Here is a 20,339-nt window from a genome sequence, read left to right as displayed (position 1 = left end):
TCAGGGCTTGAGCGCGCCGCTGAGGGCACTCAGGGTGTCCTCGACGAGGCGGTAGAACGCCCAGCGTCCGCGCTGCTCGCGCACGACCAGCCCCGCATCGACCAGCTGCTTCATGTGGTGGGACACGGTCGGCTGCGACAGCCCCACCGGCTCGGTGAGATCGCAGATGCAGGCCTCGAGATCAGGCTGGGCCGCGATCAGCGACAACAGGCGGACCCGCGTCGGGTCACCCAGTGCCTTGAACATACGCGCCAGCCGCTGCGCCTCCGCCACGTCCAGCACGCCGCCGGTGACCGTCGAGCAGCATGCCGCCGCCGCGGTCGTCGCGTCCAGGACGGGCGGAGCTGTACGGGTGGCCATGGCCCCATCCTGCCAGACATATTGACAACCGTCGATGGATAGACGAGCCTCGATACATCGAAGACTATCGATGCCAACGAGGAGCAAGACGCCATGACCGCAAGCAGCGCGCAGACCGCCGGACAGACCCCCGACCAGGTACGTGAGGAGGTCCGCAACCGCTACGCCCAAGCCGCCACCGCGGTCGTCGGCGGCACCGGCAATGCTGCCCTCAACGACCAGCTGCAGACCGTTGACGACAGCTGCGGGACCTCCTCGTGCTGCGGCGGCAACGGGACCGTCGAGGATGCGTTCGGCGCGGGGCTGTACGGCAGCGACGACCAGGCTGCGCTGCCGGCCGAGGTGGTCGCGGCCAGCCTCGGCTGTGGCAACCCGACCGCCGTCGCTGACCTGCGCGCCGGCGAGCGCGTGCTCGACCTCGGCTCCGGCGGCGGCATCGACGTGCTGCTCTCCGCGCGCCGAGTCGGGCCGACCGGCTTCGCCTACGGCGTCGACATGACCGAGGAGATGCTCGACCTGGCTCGCACCAACGCCGCCAAGGCCGGAGCGACGAACGTGGAGTTCCTCAAGGGCACCATCGAGGACGTCCCACTGCCCGACGCGTCGGTCGACGTGGTCATCTCCAACTGCGTCATCAATCTCTCGGTCGACAAGCCGAAGGTCATCACCGAGATCTACCGCGTCCTGGCCCCCGGCGGGCGGATCGGCATCTCCGACGTCGTCGCCGAGGACCACCTCACCGCCGCGGACCGCGCCGAGCGGGGCTCGTACGTCGGCTGCATCGCCGGCGCCCTCTCCCGCGCCGAGTACCTCGCGGGTCTGAGCGCCGCAGGGTTCGTCGACGCCGAGGTCGAGTTCACCCACGAAGCGGTCCCCGGCATGCACGGCGCGATCATCCGCGCCAGCAAGCCGGTCGGCATGGCGTCATCCAGCTGAGCTCCCCGGATATCGCGCCTCGCCGGGGTCGGCGCCTGGACATTGCCGACGTACTGGCTCAGGCGCTCATCAAGAGCTCCGGGCGCCGACCCCGCCCGGAGACCAGCAGCGTGAGGACGATGCCCGCCACGGCGTACGCCGCCAGGACCAGGAGCGGCCGGGTCATCGCATCGGAGTCGAAGTAGACGATCTGGCGCACCCCGTCCACGCCGGCGCCGGTCGGGATCCAGTCGCCGACCACCCGCCAGAAGGTGGGCATCACCCCCGCCTGGAACGCCCCGCCCGCGCTCGGGTTGCCGATGATCACGATCAGCAGCAGGGTCACTCCGATCCCGATCACCCCGAAGAGCGCCTCCAGCCCGATCGCCAGCGCGGCGATGGAGAACGACACCGCGGTCCCGAGCAGGCCGAGCTGCCAGAGGTGGCCGGTCTGGGCGTCCAGCAGCGGGCCGACGATCAGCGCGCCCCCGAACCCGGAGGCCAGGGCGTACGGCACCAGCGCCGCCAGCCGGAGCGCCGCGATGCGTACCGACCGGGGCCGGTCCCCGCGCGCCAGCGCGACCACCGTGGGGAACAGGTAGGCGCCGACCGCCCAGCCGACCACGAGGTAGAAGCCGGTGAGCCCACGGGCGTCGCCGCTCTGCAGCGGCACCAGGTCCTCCTTCTCCACGGTCCGCTGCTGCTCCGCGACCACCTTGGTGAGGGCCTCCGTCGCGGCCTCCTCCAACGAGGTGCCGCCGCCGGAGGCGACCAACAGCAGGTCGCTGCTCTGGTCCGGGCGCAGCACCAGGGCCGCGACCTCGTCCCCGTCGCGGACGTCCTCGCGGGCCTCCGACTCCGAGTCGGCGAGCGAGGCGTCCAGGGGGTCCCCCGAGAGCCGGTTGAGCTCGTCGACCAGCTGCTGGGCCTGACTGCTGCCCCCCGGCGGCGCGACTACCTTCACCTCGAGCTGGTGCGGCGTGGGGTCATGGAACGCGGCGACGTAGCTGAAGATGAACGCGAACTGCAGGAGCAGCACGCCGAGGACCCAGGCCACGGCCCGGATCATCGAGCCCCGTGGGTCGATCGCCAGGGACGGCGGAGCCGCACTGGTGGCGGGACCGGGCCGCTCGGGGTCCTGCGAGGTCCGTGGGGCTGTCATGGCGTCTCCCTTGCCGTTGCGCGGGCTCCGCGCGACCGTGGCGCGGATGCCGTACGGCGAAAGCAGCTGCCGGAGCCCGAGCGCCCTTGACGTCGACTGTAGGGCGGCTCCCGCCTCGTGACACCTGTCCAAAGACCCGGGCAAAGTGCCCGGATTCGCAGCACCCTCAGGTCGGGCCGATCCCGACTCAGAGCTCCTTACGGAAGTGCACGTCGGAAGCCCCCGGGACCGGCACGTCCTCCCAGCGGAAGATCTCGCGGTAGCCCTGTCGCTCGTAGAAGCCCGGCGCCTGGAACGTGAAAGAGGTGACGAAGACGTGGGTGCATCCCCGTGCGCGAGCCGCGGCCTCGAACTCGGCCAGCAGGCTGGCGCCGAGACCCGCGCCACGGGTGTCGTCACGCACCCAGGTCATCGCGATACCGGCAGCGACGCCCCAGGTCCAGCCGCTCATGCCCGCTGCCAGCTTGCCGGCTTCGTCGTCGATCCGGATCGTCAGCTCCTGCGCCGGAGCAGTTCCGCGGGTCGCCTGCGCATTCACCTTGTCCAGCTCGTCCGAGAGCGTCTGGTCGAGCTCGGCGTCGGCCTCGCCGACCCTCGAGCGGTACCGGCGATCGGCGCCCATCGGGCGGGTCGACCCGTCTGTCTCCGTCATGACGCGGATCGTGCCACGAACACTCGCCACGGCGTTCACGCCGGCCAGCGGGCAGCCGAGGGCAGCCACGGTCGCCACACGAGAGCCGGCCGTTCAGCGCCTGTTGCGGGGATGCTGGCGAGCCACCCGCTCGTTGCCGTGCCGGTAGTTCCCGGTCCACCGGGCCATGGCCAGCTGGGGATCGTCCTCGACCTCGGCGAGGAACTCCGCGGCGCGGCCGCCTCGCAGCTTCGCCGCCACTCGGCCGTGGTGCGTGATGACCACGCTTCCGTCGGCGCGGCGGACGTATTCGAATCCCTCCGGAGAACCACCCACGTGCTGGATGCTAGTCCTTCGCCGGGTCATTACTCACAGGCGTAAGGGACAGTTAACGAGGGCCGGCCTGACGATGTCAGGCCGGCTCTCGTTCAAGAGGGCTGGCTCTCGGCGGGGTGACCCACCGGGACCGGCAATTCTGCGAAGACTTCGCCTTTATTCTGCGAAGACCCCTGTGTGTGTGGAGCTGGCGGGAATCGAACCCGCGTCCTCGAGCGTCGAACCAGGTCTTCTCCGGGTGCAGTTCGTGATGTCGCTTTTCTCGGCCCCGGGGCTCGCACGAACACGTCCCCGACAGGCTCAGTCACGGAAAAGTCCCGCTCAACCTCCGCGACGCGGATTGAGCAGCAAGCCTCCTAGATGACGCCAGGACCCGGGACGGAGGCAGGTGCCCGGACTGACGCTTCGATCACTGCTCAGGCAGCGAGAGCGAAGGAACTGCGATTGGTGTTGGCAGTTATAGGTTTCCAACGATCGTTTACGAGATGACGTTGGCTCCTCGACCCGCTTCCCCTGGAACTAACGTCCCAAGTCGAAACCGATCAGCCCCTCTTGAGTTGTCTGTCCAGTCTACGGGGTGCAACGCCGTGTCCGCAGCCGGGATTCCCCGGTCTCATCCCACTCGAGCCCCGTGCGCCTGCACCGCGGCCAGGAACTGCGCGGCGTAGCCCGACTCGCGGAAGTCCTTCAAGGTGTTCGCGGACCAGCGGTTGATGTGCTCCCGGCTGACGTTGCACGCGACCTCGCCCATCGGGCCGTGCAGGCGCACGCTTGCGACGGTGAACGGTCCGACCCCCTGGCGGCGTACCCACAGCTCACTGCAGGAGACGCGCCACTGCGGCTCCGCGGCGCCGTCCGGGGTGAAGGTCAGCCACCCCGCGTCGAGGGCGAGAGTGCCGTACGTCGAGCCGAGCGCGCCGCCCATGGCGCCGATCACCCCCGACCCCAGCACCTGCACGTTCCAGGTGCTCGGCGCCGGCGCGAAGCCGCCGCCCGGCGCGGGCGCCAGGACCGGGGCTGCGGGGCGGGATCGGGAGCGCGTGAGGACCACCACGAGGATCACGGCGAAGACGCCCGTGACGAGCAGCGGCAGCAGCGTGAGCAGAGCAAGCATCGACATGGCGCGATCCTGCCCTGCGGGCGGTTGGTCAATCCTCGGGCGATCGGTGCCCGGGCGGGTTACTGGTGACGCACGCGCCGTGGCTCACTCGCGCTTGGTGAAGGCGACCTTGCCGCCGGGGAGGTGGGTCATGTCGTAGTGGGGGTGGTGGGCCAGGGTGTGGTGGCGTCGGCAGAGCAGGGCGCCGTCCTCGACGGTGGTGTCGCCGCCTTCGGACCACGGCGTGAGGTGGTGGGCCTCGCACCACGCCGAGGGTCTCTCGCAGCCTTCGGCGTAGCAGCCGCCGTGCTGGACCGCGAGCGCGATGCGTTGGGCCTTGGTGTGGAACCGGGCCTTGCGGCCGAGGTCGAGGACCTGGGACCTGCCACCCAGGACCACCGGGATCACGCCGGCCTGGCAGGCCAGCGTGCGGGCCAGGGCGGGGCTGATCCGGGTCCCGGTGTCGAGCTGGGCCGCCTGAGCCCGCCCAGGAGGGTCTCGAGGGTCATGGTCACCACGACGGTGGCGTCCATTCCGCCGGAGGTCGGGAGCCGGTCGGTCGGGTAGCGCTGCACGTACTCGATCAGGGCGAGCCCCATGCCGTGCGGGCTGGACCCGTCACCGCCGGCTTTCGGGTTCGCGATCGCGCCGAGCTGCTTGCGGAACCGGTCCGCGACATGGGTGGGGACCTGGAACCGTCCGTAGGTGGTGCCGTGGCCGTCGTCGTGCAGCGTGAGCCGGGCCTTCTGCTCGGCACGCCGTTCTTCGGCTTCGAGGGCCTTGGCCTCCTGCGCTTCGCCGACCTCGGGGGCGAGGACGTCGAGGATCCGTCTGCCCAGGATCCGCAACGCTCTGGCGTCGTGGTGCGCGGCCTGGGCCAGCAGGTGGGCACGGGCCTGCGCGCGGACCTCGGGCTGCACATCGTCGGGGAGGGCGTCGACGGCCTCGACGACGACCTGGGCCTGGTCGGTGAGGATCACCCCGGCCGCGAGCGCGGCCGCGACGGTGTCGTGGCGCTCGAGGGCTTGGGCGAGCTTCATTTTGCTCACGGTGTCGCGTGGGGTCTGGTGGGTGTGTTGGCCCAGTAGACCGCGGTCGAGGTCGCGCCGGTCTCGGTGCCGACCTGGGTGGCCTCGGCGTGTGCGGCCAGGCGCAGCGTCAGCTCGTCGGCCTGGGCGCGCAGCCGGGTCGCGTCGCCCAGCGCCTGGGCGGTCTCGGCGGGGGTCATCGACCACACCGGGGTCTGGTTGAGGTCGGCGACCTGCTCACGCAGCCGCGCCACTCCGGCGGCCACGGGGTGGCTCGCGGTGGGGGTGGCGGGGCTGCTCATAGGTCCACTGAAGCACCCGCCACCGACAGTGGGTGGGTCGAGAATCCCCTTTGTCCACAGGGGTTCTGAGAACTTTCTCGTCTCTCGGTGGTCGAGTGCGAAGGCGCCCTGGCGCCCCCCTCCGGTGGTCGAGGTGCGAAGGCGTGCAACGCCTGAGCCTCGAGACCTGGTGACGTGACTGGCGACCTGACCGGGGTACTCAGGGCTGCTTGTCGGCTCACCAGGTCTCGAGGCTCGTCGCTGGCGCTCCTCACGCCTCGACCACCGAAAGGGGCACCTCGACCGGTCGAGGGATGCGGTCACCGGGCGAAGAGGCGGGTGGCGTTGTGCCAGCAGACGTCGCGGAGCCAGTCGTCGCCGAGGTCGAGGCGGGACAGGCCGGCGAGCTGCTCGGCGTAGGGGTAGGGGATGGTGGGGAAGTCGCTGCCGAGCAGGACCTTGGGCTGGACGTCGCGCAGGCGCGGGACGAGGTCGGGTGGATAGGCGCCGAAGAACTCGGTGAAGACCATGGTGGTGTCGAGGTGGACGCGCTCGTAGGTCTCGGCCAGGGCCAGGAACTCCGCATACTCCGGCGCGCCCATGTGCGCCACGACCGCCGTCAGGCGAGGGAATCGCTCGAGCACCGGGCGCAGCGGGTCGGGGCCGGTGAAGGCGTTGCCGACCGGGCCGGAGCCGGCGTGGATGACGACCGGCGTCCCGGCGTCCTCGAGAGCGCCCCACACCGGGTCGAGGAGCGGGTCGTCGAGGTGGAACTCCCCCACCTGCACGTGGACCTTGAAGACCTCGACGCCGCCCGCGACCAGGTCGGCGACGTAGGACGCCGCCTCGGGCTCGGGGTAGAACGTCGCCGAGCGCAGGACCTCGGGCACCCCGGCGGCGAAGTCGCGCGACCAGTCGTTGAGGTAGCCCGCGACGCCCGGCTTGTGGGCGTAGTGCAGCGTCGAGAAGCGGCGTACGCCGAAGCCGCGCAGGATCTCGATCCGCTCCTCGTGCGAGACGCGGTAGCGGATCGGCCAGTCCCGCCCGATCTTCGGGCCGGCGGCGTCGAAGACGGCGTAGACCGCGCGCTGGATGTTCTCGGGCAGGAAGTGGACGTGGACGTCGAAGAGGCCCGGGAGGCCGAGCCCCTCCCAGAAGGCGCGTACGGCGGTCGTGTCGCGGTGGGGTGGTCGCTCCCCTCGCACCTCAACCACCGTGGGCCGGTCGCTCAGTCCTGCATGCCCTTGAGCCGGCGGCCGACGGCCTGCTCGACCTCGCGGGTGGCCTGGCGCTCGGCGAGGGAGTGCCGCTTGTCCCAGGTCTTCTTGCCCTTCGCGAGGCCGATCTCGATCTTGGCGCGGCCGTCGACGAAGTACAGCGACAGCGGGATGACCGTGAGGCCCTTCTCGTTGACGCGGCGCTCGATCTTGTCGATCTCCACCCGGTTGAGCAGCAGCTTGCGCTTGCGGCGGGCGGCGTGGTTGGTCCAGGTGCCCTGGGTGTACTCCGGGATGTGCACGCCGTGCAGCCACGCCTCGCGGTTGTCGATGTCCACGAACCCATCGACCAGCGAGGCACGACCCATCCGCAGCGACTTCACCTCGGTGCCCTGGAGGACCATGCCGGCCTCGAAGGTGTCCTCGATGTGGTAGTCGTGGCGCGCCTTCTTGTTCTGCGCGACGATCTTGCGCCCCTGCTCCTTCGGCATCTGCTCAGTCTCTCAGGGCCGGTCAATGCGATTGACGTCAGAGGTACTTCATCGGGTCGACCGGGTCGCCGTTGACCAGGATCGTGAAGTGCAGGTGGCAGCCGGTCGACCAGCCGGTGGAGCCGGCGTAGCCGACGACCTCGCCGCTCCTGACCCGCTGGCCCTCGGAGGCGCGGTACCCGGACAGGTGGTTGTAGACGGCGGTGAGGTTCTTGCCGTTGTAGTTGCCCAGGTTGAGGTAGAGCCGGTTGCCGTAGACCGAGGAGTAGTAGGTGTCCATCACGGTGCCGCCGGCGACGGCGAGCATGGACTGCCCGCAGGCGACGCCGAAGTCGGTGCCGTCGTGCAGGCCGTAGTAGCCGTAGATCGGGTGGGTGCGGTAGCCGAACGGCGAGGTGACGTAGCCGCTGCTGGTGGGGGCCCGCAGCACGCCGTCGGTCGCCCCGCTGTAGCCGCCCTTGCCGCCGCTCTGGGCGGCCGCGGCGAGGATCTGCTGCTTGATGCGGGCCTCACGCTTGCGCAGCTCGCGCAGCACCTGGCGGTCGTGGGCGCGAGCGCTCAGGGCCTCGTCGCGCGCCTTGCGGTTGCTCCTCAGCAGGCCGAGGACGCTGGCCCGGGCGACGCGCGCCTGCTCCGCCAGCTCGCGGACGGCGGCGAGGTTGGTGGCGGCGTCGGCGCGCTTGGTCTCCATGTCCAGCTTGGCCGCCTCGACCCGGTCCTCCCGGGCCTGCAGGACGATCTCGGCGGCGTGCAGGCCGGCGTAGGCCCGGTCCTGTCGACCGACGATCGCGTCGGTGGCGCCCATCTGCCGCACGACGTCCTCGGGGGTCTTGGCGGCCATCAGCGAGGCGAAGGCGAGCAGGCGTGGGTCGCCGCTCTCGTAGATGTCGTTGACGGTGTTGACGACCTCGACCCGCTGGGTCGCCAGCGCCTCCTGGCCGTCCAGCAGGTCCTGGCGGGCCTGCGCGAGCGCCTCCTGGGCCGCGACCAGCTTGAGCTGCATCTCGGCGTCCTTGGCGCGGGCCTCGGCCAGGCGGACGCGGACGCCGTCCAGGTGGGTCTTGGCCGCGGTCAGGCGGACGCGTACGGCGTTGAGCCGCGCGGTGGTCCGCTGGACCTGCTTGCTGGTCTCGCCGAGATCGTCGTGGGCCTGCTCGATCTGCTGCTCGACGTGCTTGTGCTTGTCCTTGAGCGGGTCGTGGGCGGAGGCGTTGGCCAGAGGAACCGCCGTCCCGCCCAGGGCGACGGCGGCGGCCACGGAGGCCACGACGACGCGCTGACGAGAGGCGCTGGGGAAGAAGCGCACAGGTATTGCCTTTGATGTTCGGGGAAGTGAACGATTCAACCGTAGGCGGCCGAGGTCAGACTTTGATGTATTTCCGGGTCAGTAGGAGTGTCGGCAGCACCGTGAGCACCGGGCCCAGGATCGCGATCACCGCGACGGCCACGCCGTACTCCGGCCAGCCGATCCACGGGATGAACGACAGGTCGCCGCTGAGTCCGCCGATGATGCCCCACTTCACCAGCGCCGCGAGGGCGCCGGCGGCGAGCGCCACGCCCAGGAACGCCGTCACCAGCGCCTCCATGAGGAACGGCAGCGCGATGTAGAGCGTCGAGGCGCCGACCAGGCGCATGATGCCGATCTCCTTGCGCCGCGCGAGCGCGGCGAGCCGGATCGTGTTGGCGACCAGCAGGAGCGCGGCGAACACCAGGAACCCGGCGATGGCCCACGAGGCGAACTTGATCCAGTCGATGGTGCTGAGGATGGGGCCCACGACCTCACGCAGGTCCTGGACGCCGGCGACCCCGGGCAGGCCGATGACCTGGCTCGTGATGCCCTCGTACTCGTCGGGGTCCTTGAGCGTGATCCAGATCGACTCGGCCATGTCGTCGGCCGTCAGCGCGGCGTCGGGGCCCTCGAACCGCTCGTCGCCGTAGAGGTCCTTGACCTTCTCGAAGGCCTCCTCCTTGGACTCGAGGTACCAGTTGTCGACCTCGGGGCTCTCGTCGACCACGTCCTCGATCGCCTGTTTCTGCGGCTCGGTGACCTCGGAGACGCAGGCGGGGTTGTCGTCGCCGTCGCGACACAGGTAGACGGTGATCTGGAGCTCGCTCCCCCACTGGTCCGCGGCGGCGACGGCCTGCTGGTTGAGCAGGGCGCCGAAGCCGACCAGGGTCAGCGACACGAAGAGGGTGAGGACGACCGCGATGTGCATGGAGACGTTGCGGCGCAGGCTCTGGCGGAGCTCGGTGAACGTGTGGCGCAGCTGCATGCTCAGACCGCCTCGGTGCCGTAGGAGCCGGTGGCCTCGTCACGGGTGACCCGGCCGTGGTCGAGCTCGATGACGCGCTTCTGCATCTGGTCCACGACGGAGTTGTCGTGTGTGGCCATGAGCACGGTGGTGCCCGTGGCGTTGATGCGGTCGAGCAGGCTCATGATCCCGGCGGACGTGGTGGGGTCCAGGTTGCCGGTGGGCTCGTCGGCGATGAGGATCATCGGCCGGTTGACGAAGGCGCGGGCGATCGCGACGCGCTGCTGCTCGCCTCCCGACAGCTCGTCGGGGAGCCGGTCGGCCTTGTCCTGCAGGCCGACCAGCTCGAGGGTGCGCGGCACCACGTCGCGGATCTCGTCCCTGGGCTTGCCGATCACCTGCAGCGCGAAGGCGACGTTCTCAGCGACGGTCTTGCCGGAGAGCAGCCGGAAGTCCTGGAACACGGTGCCGATCTGACGGCGCAGCCGCGGCACCTTCCAGCTGGCGAGGCGGTTGACCTCCTTGCCGGCGACGTGGACGCGACCGGCGGTGGGGCGGGTCTCGCGGAGCACCAGCCGCAGGGCGGTCGACTTGCCGGACCCGGAGGCCCCGACGAGGAAGACGAACTCGCCCTTCTCGATGTTGATGGACACGTTGTCCAGGGCAGGCTTTCCCGGACCGGGATAGGTCTTGGTGACCTTCTCGAAGCGAATCACTGAATCGACAGTAGCCGAGCCCGCGGTGCGTTTCCCGGACCCCCGCTCCCGGCCTCCGAGGGGTGTGGCGGAGGTCGCTCCCGCGGCGCGCGCGCGGATCCGTATCGTGGGCGCGTGTCCGTCCCCCGCGTCCTCGCGCTCGCACTCGGCGCGACGGCCCTCACCGTCGCGGTCGGCGTGGTCGTGGTCGGCGCTCCGGCGCAGGACGACGACGCCCCGACGAGCGCACCCAGCGTGCCGCTCACGGACTTCGACACCACGGACCTGACCGCCGAGCGTGGGGCATTCTGCGACCGGGTGCCCGAGGAGGCCGTGCGCGAGGCCCTCGGCGCGGAGCCGGTCGCCGAGACGTCGTACGGCAACGGCGAGCGCACCGACCTGACCGCCGGCGTCCGCGATGTGGCCCATGAGTACGGCTGCACCTGGAGCGCCGAGGACGGCACGGTGGCCCGGGCCTGGGTCTTCGCTCCCCCGGTCACGGCCGAGACCGCAGCCACGCTGGTCGCCGCCGCCCGCAAGACCAGGGGCTGCCGGGTCGTCCCGGGCGCCCCGGCGTACGGCGTGCCGTCGCTCGCCCTGCAGTGCGAGCGGGGCGGCACCCGGCAGCAGTCCTACCGCGGGCTGTTCGGCGACGCCTGGCTCACCTGCGAGCTCTCGGCGCCGGCGGCCGTGGCGGCCGCCGCGCTGCAGGAGCGGGCCGACCGCTGGTGCGTCACCGTCGCGAGTGCGGCCGAGCGCCGCTCCTAGTTGGCCTCGGCCTTGTCGGCACCGCGGCGCCAGCGGATGCCGGCCTCGAGGAAGCCGTCCAGGTCGCCGTCGAAGACCGCGGTCGGGTTGCCGACCTCGTAGCCGGTGCGCAGGTCCTTGACCACCTGGTAGGGGTTGAGCACGTAGTTGCGCATCTGGTCGCCCCAGCTGGCCTGCACGTCGCCGCGCAGCCCGTCGAGGTGGGCCTTCTCCTCGGCCTTCTTGAGGGCGAGCAGCTTGGCCTTGAGCACCACCATGGCGCTGGCCTTGTTCTGCAGCTGGCTCTTCTCGTTCTGGCAGGAGACCACCGTGCCGGTGGGGATGTGGGTCAGGCGCACCGCGGAGTCGGTGGTGTTGACCGACTGGCCGCCCGGGCCGCCGGAGCGGTAGACGTCGACGCGGATCTCCTCGTCGGGCACGTCGATCTCGTCGGTCTGCTCGAGCACGGGGACCACCTCGACCGCGGCGAAGCTGGTCTGGCGGCGGCCCTGGTTGTCGAAGGGGCTGATCCGCACGAGCCGGTGGGTGCCGGCCTCGACGCTGAGGGTTCCGTAGGCGTACGGCGCGTGGATGGCGAAGGTGGCCGACTTCAGGCCGGCCTCCTCGGCGTAGGAGGTCTCGTAGACCTCCACCGGGTAGTCGTGCTGCTCGGCCCAACGCACGTACATGCGCATCAGGGTCTCGGCGAAGTCGGCGGCGTCGACGCCGCCGGCGCCGGCGCGGATGCTCACCAGCGCCTCGCGCGGGTCGTACTCGCCGTTGAGCAGCGTGCGGACCTCGAGCCGCTCGACGGCCTTCTGGATCCGGCCGAGCTCGCGCTCGGCGTCGGCGAGCGAGTCGGCGTCGCCCTCCTCGGTGGCCAGCTCGACCATGATCTCGAGGTCCTCGATGCGGCTCTGGAGCGCGGCGAAGCGGTCCACCTCGCCCTGCAGCGCGGAGAGCCGGCCGGTGACCCGGGTCGCGTTGGCCTGGTCGTCCCACAGGTCGGGGGCGGCGACCTGCTCACCGAGGTCGGCGATCTCGGTGCGCATGTTGTCGATGTCGAGCACCTGCTCGATGGTGTGCATCGTCGCCTGGAGCTGCTTGATCTCGGAGTCGTAATCGGGTCCTGCCACGATGAGCAACATTACGTCACGGGTGCGCAGGGTCTCGACACGCTCGCTCCGGCCGCGGCTCGGCCCTCGTGGGCCTCGGGCTGTCCACGGGTGACGCGCGGCACAACGACGACGGGGCGGGCCTCATAGGGTGATCCCCATGTTCTCCAAGGTGCTGGTCGCCAACCGTGGCGAGATCGCCATCCGGGCCTTCCGGGCCGCCTACGAGCTCGGCGCCCGGACGGTCGCCGTCTTCCCCTACGAGGACCGCTGGTCCGAGCACCGGCTCAAGGCCGACGAGGCCTACGAGATCGGTGAGCGGGGGCACCCGGTCCGGGCCTACCTCGACCCCGAGACGATCGTCGCGACCGCGGTGAAGGCCGGCGCCGACGCGGTCTACCCCGGCTACGGCTTCCTGAGCGAGAACCCCGCACTGGCCGAGGCCTGCGCCAACGCGGGTATCACGTTCATCGGCCCGACCTCCGACGTCCTGACGCTGACCGGCAACAAGGCCCGCGCCATCGCGGCGGCCAAGGCCGCCGGGGTGCCGACGCTGGCCAGCGTGGAGCCGTCGACCGACGTGGACGCGCTGGTCGAGTCGGCCCAGGCGCTGCCCTACCCGCTGTTCGTCAAGGCCGTCGCCGGCGGCGGCGGGCGCGGCATGCGGCGCGTCGACGACCCCAAGGACCTGCGCGAGGCGGTCGAGACCTGCATGCGCGAGGGCGAGGGCGCCTTCGGCGATCCCACCGTCTTCATCGAGCAGGCCGTGGTCGAGCCGCGCCACATCGAGGTGCAGATCCTCGCGGACGGGGAGGGGAACGTGATCCACCTCTTCGAGCGCGACTGCTCGGTGCAGCGACGCCACCAGAAGGTCGTCGAGATCGCCCCCGCGCCCAACCTGGACCCCGAGCTGCGCCAGCGGATGTGCGACGACGCGGTCCGCTTCGCCCGCGAGATCGGCTACCGCAACGCCGGCACCGTCGAGTTCCTGCTCGACCCGCACGGCAACTACGTCTTCATCGAGATGAACCCGCGCATCCAGGTCGAGCACACGGTCACCGAGGAGGTCACCGACGTCGACCTGGTGCAGTCGCAGCTGCGGATCGCCGCGGGCGAGACCCTCGCCGACCTCGGCCTGTCGCAGGACTCCATCCAGCTGCGCGGCGCCGCCCTGCAGTGCCGGATCACCACGGAGGACCCGGCCAACAACTTCCGTCCCGACACCGGCGTGATCACCACCTACCGCTCCCCCGGCGGCGGCGGCGTCCGTCTCGACGGTGGTACGACGTACACCGGCGCGGAGGTCTCCGCGCACTTCGACTCGATGCTGGCCAAGCTCACCTGCCGCGGCCGGACCTTCGACATCGCCGTGCAGAAGGCGCGCCGTGCGGTGGCGGAGTTCCGCATCCGCGGCGTCTCCACCAACATCGCGTTCCTGCAGGCGGTGCTGGCCGACCCGGACTTCTCCAGCGGCCACATCACCACCTCGTTCATCGAGACCCACCCGCAGCTGCTCCAGGCCCGCGCGAGCGGCGACCGCGGCACCAAGCTGCTCACCTATCTCGCCGACGTCACCGTCAACCAGCCGCACGGGCCGGCGCCGGTGACCCTGGACCCGGCCAGCAAGCTGCCCGAGGTCAACCTCGAGGTCCCGGCTCCCGACGGCACCCGCCAGCTGCTGCTCGAGGTCGGCCCGGACGAGTTCGCGCGTCGGCTGCGCGAGCAGAGCACGGTCGCGGTGACCGACACGACCTTCCGCGACGCGCACCAGTCGCTGCTGGCCACCCGCGTGCGCACCCGCGACCTGACCGCGGTCGCCGGCCACGTGGCGCGCACGACGCCGCAGCTGTGGTCGGTGGAGGCCTGGGGCGGCGCGACCTACGACGTGGCGTTGCGCTTCCTGCAGGAGGACCCCTGGGAGCGGCTCGACAAGCTGCGGCAGTCGATCCCCAACATCTGCCTGCAGATGCTGCTGCGCGGGCGCAACACGGTCGGCTACACGCCGTACCCCACCGCCGTCACCGACGCGTTCGTCCAGGAGGCCGCGGCCACGGGCATCGACGTCTTCCGGATCTTCGACGCGCTCAACGACGTCGAGCAGATGCGCCCCGCGATCGAGGCGGTGCGCGCCACGGGCACCACCGTCGCCGAGGTCGCGCTCTGCTACACCGGCGACCTCTCCGACCCGGCCGAGAAGCTCTACACCCTGGACTACTACCTCAAGCTGGCCGAGCGGATCGTCGACGCCGGCGCCCACGTGCTCGCGATCAAGGACATGGCGGGACTGCTCCGTGCGCCGGCCGCGCGCACGCTGGTCACCGCGCTGCGCCGCGAGTTCGACCTGCCGGTGCACCTGCACACCCACGACACCCCGGGCGGCCAGCTCGGCACGCTGCTGGCCGCCATCGACTCCGGCGTCGACGCGGTCGACGCCGCCAGCGCCTCGATGGCCGGCACGACCTCGCAGCCGCCGCTCTCGGCGCTGGTCTCGGCCACCGACCACTCCGAGCGCGAGACCGGGCTGTCGCTGGCCGCCGTCAACGCGCTGGAGCCCTACTGGGAGGCGATGCGCCGCGTCTACGCGCCGTTCGAGTCGGGCCTGCCCGCGCCGACCGGGCGCGTCTACCGCCACGAGATCCCCGGTGGCCAGCTCTCCAACCTGCGTCAGCAGGCCATCGCGCTCGGCCTGGGCGAGAAGTTCGAGCAGGTCGAGGACATGTACGCCGCGGCCAACGACATCCTCGGCAACGTCGTGAAGGTGACGCCGTCGTCCAAGGTGGTCGGCGACCTCGCGCTCGCGCTCGTGGGCCTCGGCGCCGACCCGCAGGAGTTCGCCGACGACCCCGCGAGGTTCGACATCCCCGACTCGGTCATCGGCTTCCTCAACGGCGAGCTCGGCGATCCGCCGGGCGGCTGGCCCGAGCCGTTCCGCACCAAGGCGCTGGAGGGCCGCTCCTACACGCCTCCGGCCGAGGAGCTCGGCGAGGAGCAGGCCGCCGGCCTGGCCGGCGCCCAGCCAACCCGGCGCCAGACGCTCAACGAGCTGCTCTTCCCCGGCCCCACGAAGACCTTCGCCGAAGGTCGCCAGACCTACGGCGACGTGTCGGTCCTGCCCACGCTGGACTACCTCTACGGGCTGCGGCGCGGCGAGGAGCACGAGGTCGAGCTCGAGGAGGGCGTCACCCTGCTGCTCGGGCTGCAGGCGATCGGCGAGCCCGACGAGCGCGGCTACCGCAGCGTGATGGCCACGATCAACGGCCAGATGCGCCCGATCAGCATCCGCGACAAGTCGGTCGCCTCCGAGGTGGCCGCCGCCGAGAAGGCCGACCCGGCCAAGCCTGGTCACGTCGCGGCGCCGTTCCAGGGCGCGGTCACGATCGCCGTCTCCGAGGGCGACGCCGTCAAGGCCGGCGACACGGTCGCGACGATCGAGGCCATGAAGATGGAGGCCTCCATCACCGCCCCCGTGGACGGCACGGTCGAGCGGGTCGCCCTGTCCGGCACCCAGTCCGTCGACGGCGGCGACCTGGTGCTGGTCCTCGACTGAGCGTGTTCGGGCTTGTTCGGGAAGGGCTCGCACGGCGCAAGCGCGCCCTCGCGCGTCCCTACGATCCTGGCCATGAAACGCATTCTCATCGGGCTCCTGCTCGCCCTCGTCACCACGGCTCTGCTGCCGGCCGCCTCCTCCGCCGCGCCGGTCACCCCGGCCCCCGGCTACTACTGGTGGAACACCGTGCACTCAGGCGGAGGGCTCAAGGAGGCCGCCAACTTCGAGGTCAGGGGCGACAAGGCGCACTTCTCCCTGCTGCGCCGTGTGTGTCGCGGCGACCGGATCCTCTTCAACGAGTTCAGCGGCAAGGACAAGGCCAAGGGCCGGGTCCCGATCCGCAACGGCGTGGCCAGCAAGACCCAGTCCTTCCGCCTCGGCGGGGTGAAGTACACGCTGGCGGTGCGGGTCACCTTCACCAAGGCGCGCAAGGCCGCCGGCTGGCTGCGCCTCACGGGCGGCAAGTGCACCGGCACCAAGCGGAAGATCAGCTTCAGGCACTCCGGCGTCTGACGCCCCGGAGGCGACCCGGGGCCGGACGTGGGGCCCGCCGGTGACGGCGGGGGCACCCCAGCCCGGCCCCGGCTCCGCCGGTGCCTGGGACGGGCTGGCCGCCGAGCTGCGGGCGCTGCGTCAGCGCGCCGGCGACCCGTCGTACGCCGAGATCGCGCGGCTGGTCGCCCAGCGGCGGCGGGCCGACGGCATGAGCGAGGAGGCGTCCCGGGTCGCCCGCACCACCGTCTACGACGTCTTCCGACCGGGTCGCACCCGGGTCAACCTGGCCCTGGTGCGCGAGGTCGCCGCCGCACTGGGGGGCGACGACCAGGACGTGGACGCGTGGGTGGCGCGCTGCCGTGACGTCGCGCCGGCGCTTCCTCCCTCTCCGGAGGCCCCGCCCCCGCCCGCGCGAACGGCGCGGCAGCAGGTGGTGCTCCTGGTGCTCGCCTGCGTCGTCGTCAACCTCGCCGGCCGGGCGCTCGTGGACGTGCTGGACCTCCCGGTCTACCTCGACATGACCGGGACCGCGATCGCGGCGATCGTGCTAGGCCCGTGGCGCGGCGCCACCGTCGGCGTGGCCACCAACCTCGTGGGCGTGGTCAGCAGCGGACTGGTCTCGGTGCCCTTCGCCCTGGTCAACGTGGCGGGCGCGCTGGTCTGGGGCTACGGCGTGCGTCGGTGGGGCATGGGCGCCTCGCTGCCGCGCTTCTTCTCGCTCAACCTGCTGGTGGCGCTGGCCTGCACCCTGGTCGCCGTGCCGATCCTGGTCCTGGTCTACGGCGGCTCCAACGGCCACGGCCAGGACACGCTCACCGCCACCTTCGTCCAGCTCACCGACGCCCTGACGGTGTCGGTCGGGCTGTCCAACGTCCTCACCTCGGCCGGAGACAAGATGATCACCGGCTTCGTCGCGCTCGTGGTGATCTCCGCCCTCCCGTCGGCGTTGACCCGCGGGCTCCGCGTCGGGCACCCGGCGCCCCTCGGCGCTCAGACGCGCAGCGACACCGGCTCCCCGCAGGGGAGCTGGGCTGATCCGAGCTCGGGTGCGCTGGACAGCCGCTCCCCCAGGGGATGAAAGATGTCTTATCCTGCAGGCCCGATCGATGTCTGGAGGACGTGTGCGCGTGCCGCTGACGACCCTGACCACCCTGGTGCTGATGGGAGGGCTGCTGGCCGCCTCGCCGGCCGGGGCCGACCCGTCCCGGGTCCGCGTGGGACCGGACGACGCCGCCGAGCGTCGTGCGCCCGGCGCCGGTCGGGCGGCGACCTCGGCCCGCAGCGACTACGCCGACGGGGCCGTCAGACGCGTGGCCCAGCTGACCGACGTGCGCGCGGCCGGCGCCGACCCGGCCACCAACATCGCGCGCGCCACGGTGGTGCAGGATCTCCAGGCGAGCCGCATCACCGCGACCGTGACGCTCGGCGCGACGCCCGGCGCCAACTCCGTCGTCTACGTGCACCTGGGCGAGTGGAGCGGTGACACCTGCCAGTCGCGGGCGGCGGTCGCCGGCGCCACGACCACCGCCGACACCGGAGGCGCGATCGGCTCGGCGAGCCTGGCGGTCAGCCGCAGCCGCACCGGCGCCGTGCTCACCCTCACCTCCGCCGCCGCGTCGGCCGTGCGCACCGCGGAGTGGGACTGCGCCTTCGCCTTCAGCACCGACGTCGGTGGCACCGAGACCTCCGGCCTCTACGCCGACGACCTCGAGACCGTCTGGACCCCACGGCTGGCGATCGCCCGCGGCGCACCGGTGCAGGGCAGCTATCGCGGCCGGTGGACGACCGTCGAGGTGGACCTGCTCAACTCCGGCCGCGCCGACGCGCGCGGCACCACCGTGCGGCTCAGCGGAGCGGGACTCGCGTTCCAGCCCGCCACGCGCTCCTACGGGACGCTGGGGGCGCGGAGCACGGAGTACTTCGAGAGGTTCCGGGTGCGGCTCAAGGGCAGCAAGCCCCGGACCCTGCGGATGACCGTGACCGCGCAGGGCGGCCACCGGGCCGTCGCCACCGTGCGGATCGTCGAGAAGCCCCGGCCCCGCACGCTGCCCTCCCTGGTCGGCCGCTACTACTGGGGCCACAAGCCGGTCCAGGTCGACCAGGGCTGGGACAACGTGGCGGTGCGGTTCGTGAGCCCCCGCTTCGCCCACGTGGGCTTCGACAAGGTGGGGGCTCCCCGCTGCGCGAAGGCCAGCCGGACCTGTCGCCCCTACCAGTACAACGCGCGCACGGGGCTCGTGCGCGTCACCGGCCTCGGCAAGGGCCGGGCCACCACCGAGGGCATCCGCCTCGGCAAGCAGGACTACTTCCCGCTGAGCACCCCCAAGCCGGGCGCCAAGCTCGCCCTCCGGCTGATCCACCAGAACTTCGAGGGCACCTGCGGCATCTACTGCGCGACGTGGACCGAGTGGCTCACGATGGACAAGCGCGGCCGCTTCGTCCGCTCCCGCCAGACCCTCGGCTCGATCGGTGCCCCGGGTGTCGGAACGGTCTGGGCCGTCGTGCCCGCCGACGAGCGCGGCACCTACCGCGTGCTGTCCCGCGGCCGGATCCGGCTCAGCTACGCCAATGGCACGAGCCAGGTGCACACGATCGGCATCGGACACGACGTCCGCGGCAAGCCGTCGCCGGCCGGCGAGGGGATCCTCCTCGACGAGGTCAACTTCTACCTGGACTGAGCGCCACCCGCCCGCTCAGCGGGGCGACAGCGCGAAGGTCAGCCACGTCGAGCGCAGGCCGAGCGCGGAGCGGAAGGTGTCTCCGGAGACCACGACCGAGCCCTTCGTGCCGGTGAGGGTCAGCGAGCGGACGCGCCCGCCCCACTCGCCGTTGCCGTCGCGGCGGGTCACCGTCAGGCCGGTGAGGTCGCCGATGCGGGGCCAGGCCCGCTCGATGTGGGTGTCGGCCAGGCGCGTGGTCCAGTCGTGGACGGGGTTGCCGGCCCAGCCGTCGTAGGGGTCCTCGACGGCGGCGAGGTAGGGCACCGACCCCGCGGAGGTCCAGCCCCCGCTGCTCGACGCGAACTGCGTGAACGCCGGGGCCCCGGCGTACGTGAGGACCTGGCCGGCCGTGGCCCTGATGGCGGCGTCGGACGCGGGGTGCTCCGCCGCCTGACCGCCGTACACCTGGCAGGAGGTGGTGTCGCACAGCAGGCCGCCGGGCCGGTGCGCCCGCTCGTACGTCGCATAGGTGCGCGCCGCGACGGCCTGCGCGCGCACCGCCTCGGGGCTCCACGAGGCTGGGATCTCGAGAGGGACCACGCCCCGCAGGTACTGGTCGAGGGCGAGGTCGTTGACGGTGTCGCGGGCGAGCGAGCCCCGGCTCGGAGCGACGGCACGCAGGCGGCCCCGGTAGGGACGGTTGCCCGAGGCGGTGACCAGCGTGATGGGCCGCCCGCCGGCGAGGAACTCGCCCTCGCCCCGCAGGTCGCGCCAGCGCCGCCACCGGTCGGCCCTGTAGGAGACCCGGTTGCGCCCCTGCGGCGTCACGGTCACGCGCCAGCGGCTCGCGCCGTTCTCGGGCAGCAGGACGGCCGCGCCCCCGGCGGTGTCGCGCAGCATCAGCCCGCGGCGGCTGAGCACCACGAGGTCGTCGCTGGTGTCTGCGCTGATGGCTACCCGGATGCGGCCCGCGGCGCTCCCCCACGCCGTGCCCGGGTAGTAGAAGCCGGCGATCTGGCGGTAGGTCAGCCCCTGCCGGGCCGCGCCCTCGGCGCCGTACTGCGACATCCCGTGGCCGTGGCCGTAGCCGTGGCCCGACACCGTCAGCCACGCCCGGGTCGGGACCCGCCACGAGTCCGCGGCGGCCGCCTCGGCGGGGGTCGCGAACGCGAGCAGCGCGAGCGCCAGCAGGCCGGCGAGACGGGTACGCATGACGTGCTCCCGGGGTGACGACTGGGACGGGAGAGCACTCGTGTGACCCCGTGTGACCCCATATGGCACCACGCGCCCCAGAGGGGCGCCAGGGCT

General features: G+C 71.7%; 21 protein-coding genes and 1 other RNA gene. 6 read left to right on the top strand and 16 right to left on the bottom strand.

Going from position 1 to position 20,339, the window contains the following annotated elements; genetic code table 11:
- Positions 1-360, bottom strand: a complete 360-nt coding sequence (locus LRP67_RS07695; protein WP_231269587.1) for a helix-turn-helix transcriptional regulator — start codon at positions 358-360, stop codon at positions 1-3.
- A 93-nt stretch (positions 361-453) separates the two neighbouring features.
- Between LRP67_RS07695 and arsM the strand changes: the two genes are divergently transcribed.
- Entirely contained in the window at positions 454-1,296 is an 843-nt protein-coding gene (arsM, locus tag LRP67_RS07690; RefSeq protein WP_231269586.1) for an arsenite methyltransferase, read from the top strand.
- Between the two features lie 58 nt (positions 1,297-1,354).
- On the opposite strand, the gene LRP67_RS07685 is transcribed toward arsM, so the two are convergent.
- The 13 genes from LRP67_RS07685 to ftsE form a co-directional block, all read right to left on the bottom strand.
- Entirely contained in the window at positions 1,355-2,437 is a 1,083-nt protein-coding gene (locus LRP67_RS07685) for an ABC transporter permease (RefSeq protein ID WP_231269585.1), read from the bottom strand.
- Positions 2,438-2,624: 187 nt separating this feature from the next.
- Positions 2,625-3,089: a GNAT family N-acetyltransferase gene (locus tag LRP67_RS07680; protein ID WP_231269584.1), complete on the bottom strand. Its 465-nt coding sequence runs from the start codon at positions 3,087-3,089 to the stop codon at positions 2,625-2,627.
- Between the two features lie 93 nt (positions 3,090-3,182).
- Positions 3,183-3,404, bottom strand: a complete 222-nt coding sequence (locus LRP67_RS07675) for a hypothetical protein (RefSeq protein ID WP_231244727.1) — start codon at positions 3,402-3,404, stop codon at positions 3,183-3,185.
- Between the two features lie 179 nt (positions 3,405-3,583).
- Positions 3,584-3,954: a transfer-messenger RNA gene (gene ssrA, locus LRP67_RS07670) on the bottom strand.
- 63 nt (positions 3,955-4,017) lie between these two features.
- Positions 4,018-4,524, bottom strand: coding sequence for a hypothetical protein (locus LRP67_RS07665; protein ID WP_231269583.1), 507 nt, complete (start codon positions 4,522-4,524; stop codon positions 4,018-4,020).
- A gap of 84 nt (positions 4,525-4,608) precedes the next feature.
- Positions 4,609-4,911, bottom strand: a complete 303-nt coding sequence (locus LRP67_RS07660) for an HNH endonuclease signature motif containing protein (RefSeq protein WP_231269582.1) — start codon at positions 4,909-4,911, stop codon at positions 4,609-4,611.
- A complete protein-coding gene (locus LRP67_RS07655; protein WP_231269581.1) occupies positions 4,908-5,543 on the bottom strand; it encodes a DUF222 domain-containing protein in 636 nt (211 codons plus the stop codon). The genes LRP67_RS07660 and LRP67_RS07655 overlap by 4 nt, the downstream gene beginning before the upstream one ends.
- A 5-nt stretch (positions 5,544-5,548) precedes the next feature.
- Entirely contained in the window at positions 5,549-5,833 is a 285-nt protein-coding gene (locus LRP67_RS07650; RefSeq protein WP_231269580.1) for a hypothetical protein, read from the bottom strand.
- Positions 5,834-6,132: 299 nt separating this feature from the next.
- Positions 6,133-7,017 (bottom strand): amidohydrolase family protein, encoded by an 885-nt coding sequence (locus tag LRP67_RS07645; protein WP_231269579.1) that lies wholly within the window; start codon positions 7,015-7,017, stop codon positions 6,133-6,135.
- A 23-nt stretch (positions 7,018-7,040) separates the two neighbouring features.
- On the bottom strand, positions 7,041-7,520 hold the full coding sequence (smpB, locus tag LRP67_RS07640) for an SsrA-binding protein SmpB (protein ID WP_231244723.1): 480 nt from the start codon (positions 7,518-7,520) through the stop codon (positions 7,041-7,043).
- A gap of 37 nt (positions 7,521-7,557) precedes the next feature.
- On the bottom strand, positions 7,558-8,826 hold the full coding sequence (locus LRP67_RS21810; protein ID WP_231269578.1) for a M23 family metallopeptidase: 1,269 nt from the start codon (positions 8,824-8,826) through the stop codon (positions 7,558-7,560).
- A 55-nt stretch (positions 8,827-8,881) separates the two neighbouring features.
- A complete protein-coding gene (gene ftsX, locus LRP67_RS07630) occupies positions 8,882-9,793 on the bottom strand; it encodes a permease-like cell division protein FtsX (RefSeq protein ID WP_231269577.1) in 912 nt (303 codons plus the stop codon).
- A 2-nt stretch (positions 9,794-9,795) separates the two neighbouring features.
- Positions 9,796-10,488 (bottom strand): cell division ATP-binding protein FtsE, encoded by a 693-nt coding sequence (gene ftsE, locus LRP67_RS07625; protein ID WP_231269576.1) that lies wholly within the window; start codon positions 10,486-10,488, stop codon positions 9,796-9,798.
- Positions 10,489-10,602: 114 nt separating this feature from the next.
- Here ftsE and LRP67_RS07620 point away from each other — a divergent pair, with 114 nt between their 5' ends.
- Positions 10,603-11,235, top strand: a complete 633-nt coding sequence (locus LRP67_RS07620; RefSeq protein WP_231269575.1) for a hypothetical protein — start codon at positions 10,603-10,605, stop codon at positions 11,233-11,235.
- Here LRP67_RS07620 and prfB read toward each other — a convergent pair.
- A complete protein-coding gene (gene prfB, locus LRP67_RS07615; protein WP_231269574.1) occupies positions 11,232-12,350 on the bottom strand; it encodes a peptide chain release factor 2 in 1,119 nt (372 codons plus the stop codon). The two genes, LRP67_RS07620 and prfB, sit on opposite strands and share 4 nt — an antisense overlap.
- Before the next feature lie 139 nt (positions 12,351-12,489).
- Between prfB and LRP67_RS07610 the strand changes: the two genes are divergently transcribed.
- From LRP67_RS07610 to LRP67_RS07595, 4 genes are all read left to right on the top strand, one after another.
- Positions 12,490-15,876 (top strand): pyruvate carboxylase, encoded by a 3,387-nt coding sequence (locus LRP67_RS07610; protein WP_231269573.1) that lies wholly within the window; start codon positions 12,490-12,492, stop codon positions 15,874-15,876.
- A 72-nt stretch (positions 15,877-15,948) separates the two neighbouring features.
- Positions 15,949-16,389: a hypothetical protein gene (locus tag LRP67_RS07605; protein WP_231269572.1), complete on the top strand. Its 441-nt coding sequence runs from the start codon at positions 15,949-15,951 to the stop codon at positions 16,387-16,389.
- Between the two features lie 40 nt (positions 16,390-16,429).
- On the top strand, positions 16,430-17,449 hold the full coding sequence (locus tag LRP67_RS07600) for a hypothetical protein (protein WP_231269571.1): 1,020 nt from the start codon (positions 16,430-16,432) through the stop codon (positions 17,447-17,449).
- Positions 17,450-17,498: 49 nt separating this feature from the next.
- On the top strand, positions 17,499-19,049 hold the full coding sequence (locus tag LRP67_RS07595; protein WP_231269570.1) for a hypothetical protein: 1,551 nt from the start codon (positions 17,499-17,501) through the stop codon (positions 19,047-19,049).
- A gap of 15 nt (positions 19,050-19,064) precedes the next feature.
- Here the strand turns inward: LRP67_RS07595 and LRP67_RS07590 are convergent, their stop codons facing one another.
- Positions 19,065-20,243 (bottom strand): SpoIID/LytB domain-containing protein, encoded by a 1,179-nt coding sequence (locus LRP67_RS07590; protein ID WP_231269569.1) that lies wholly within the window; start codon positions 20,241-20,243, stop codon positions 19,065-19,067.
- Positions 20,244-20,339: the final 96 nt, after the last annotated feature.

Source organism: Nocardioides sp. cx-169, from assembly GCF_021083605.1.
In the GTDB taxonomy this organism is placed as follows: Bacteria; Actinomycetota; Actinomycetes; order Propionibacteriales; family Nocardioidaceae; genus Nocardioides.
The sequence above is the reverse complement of the archived record's forward strand: the minus strand, read 5'-3'. Positions and strand labels throughout refer to the sequence as shown.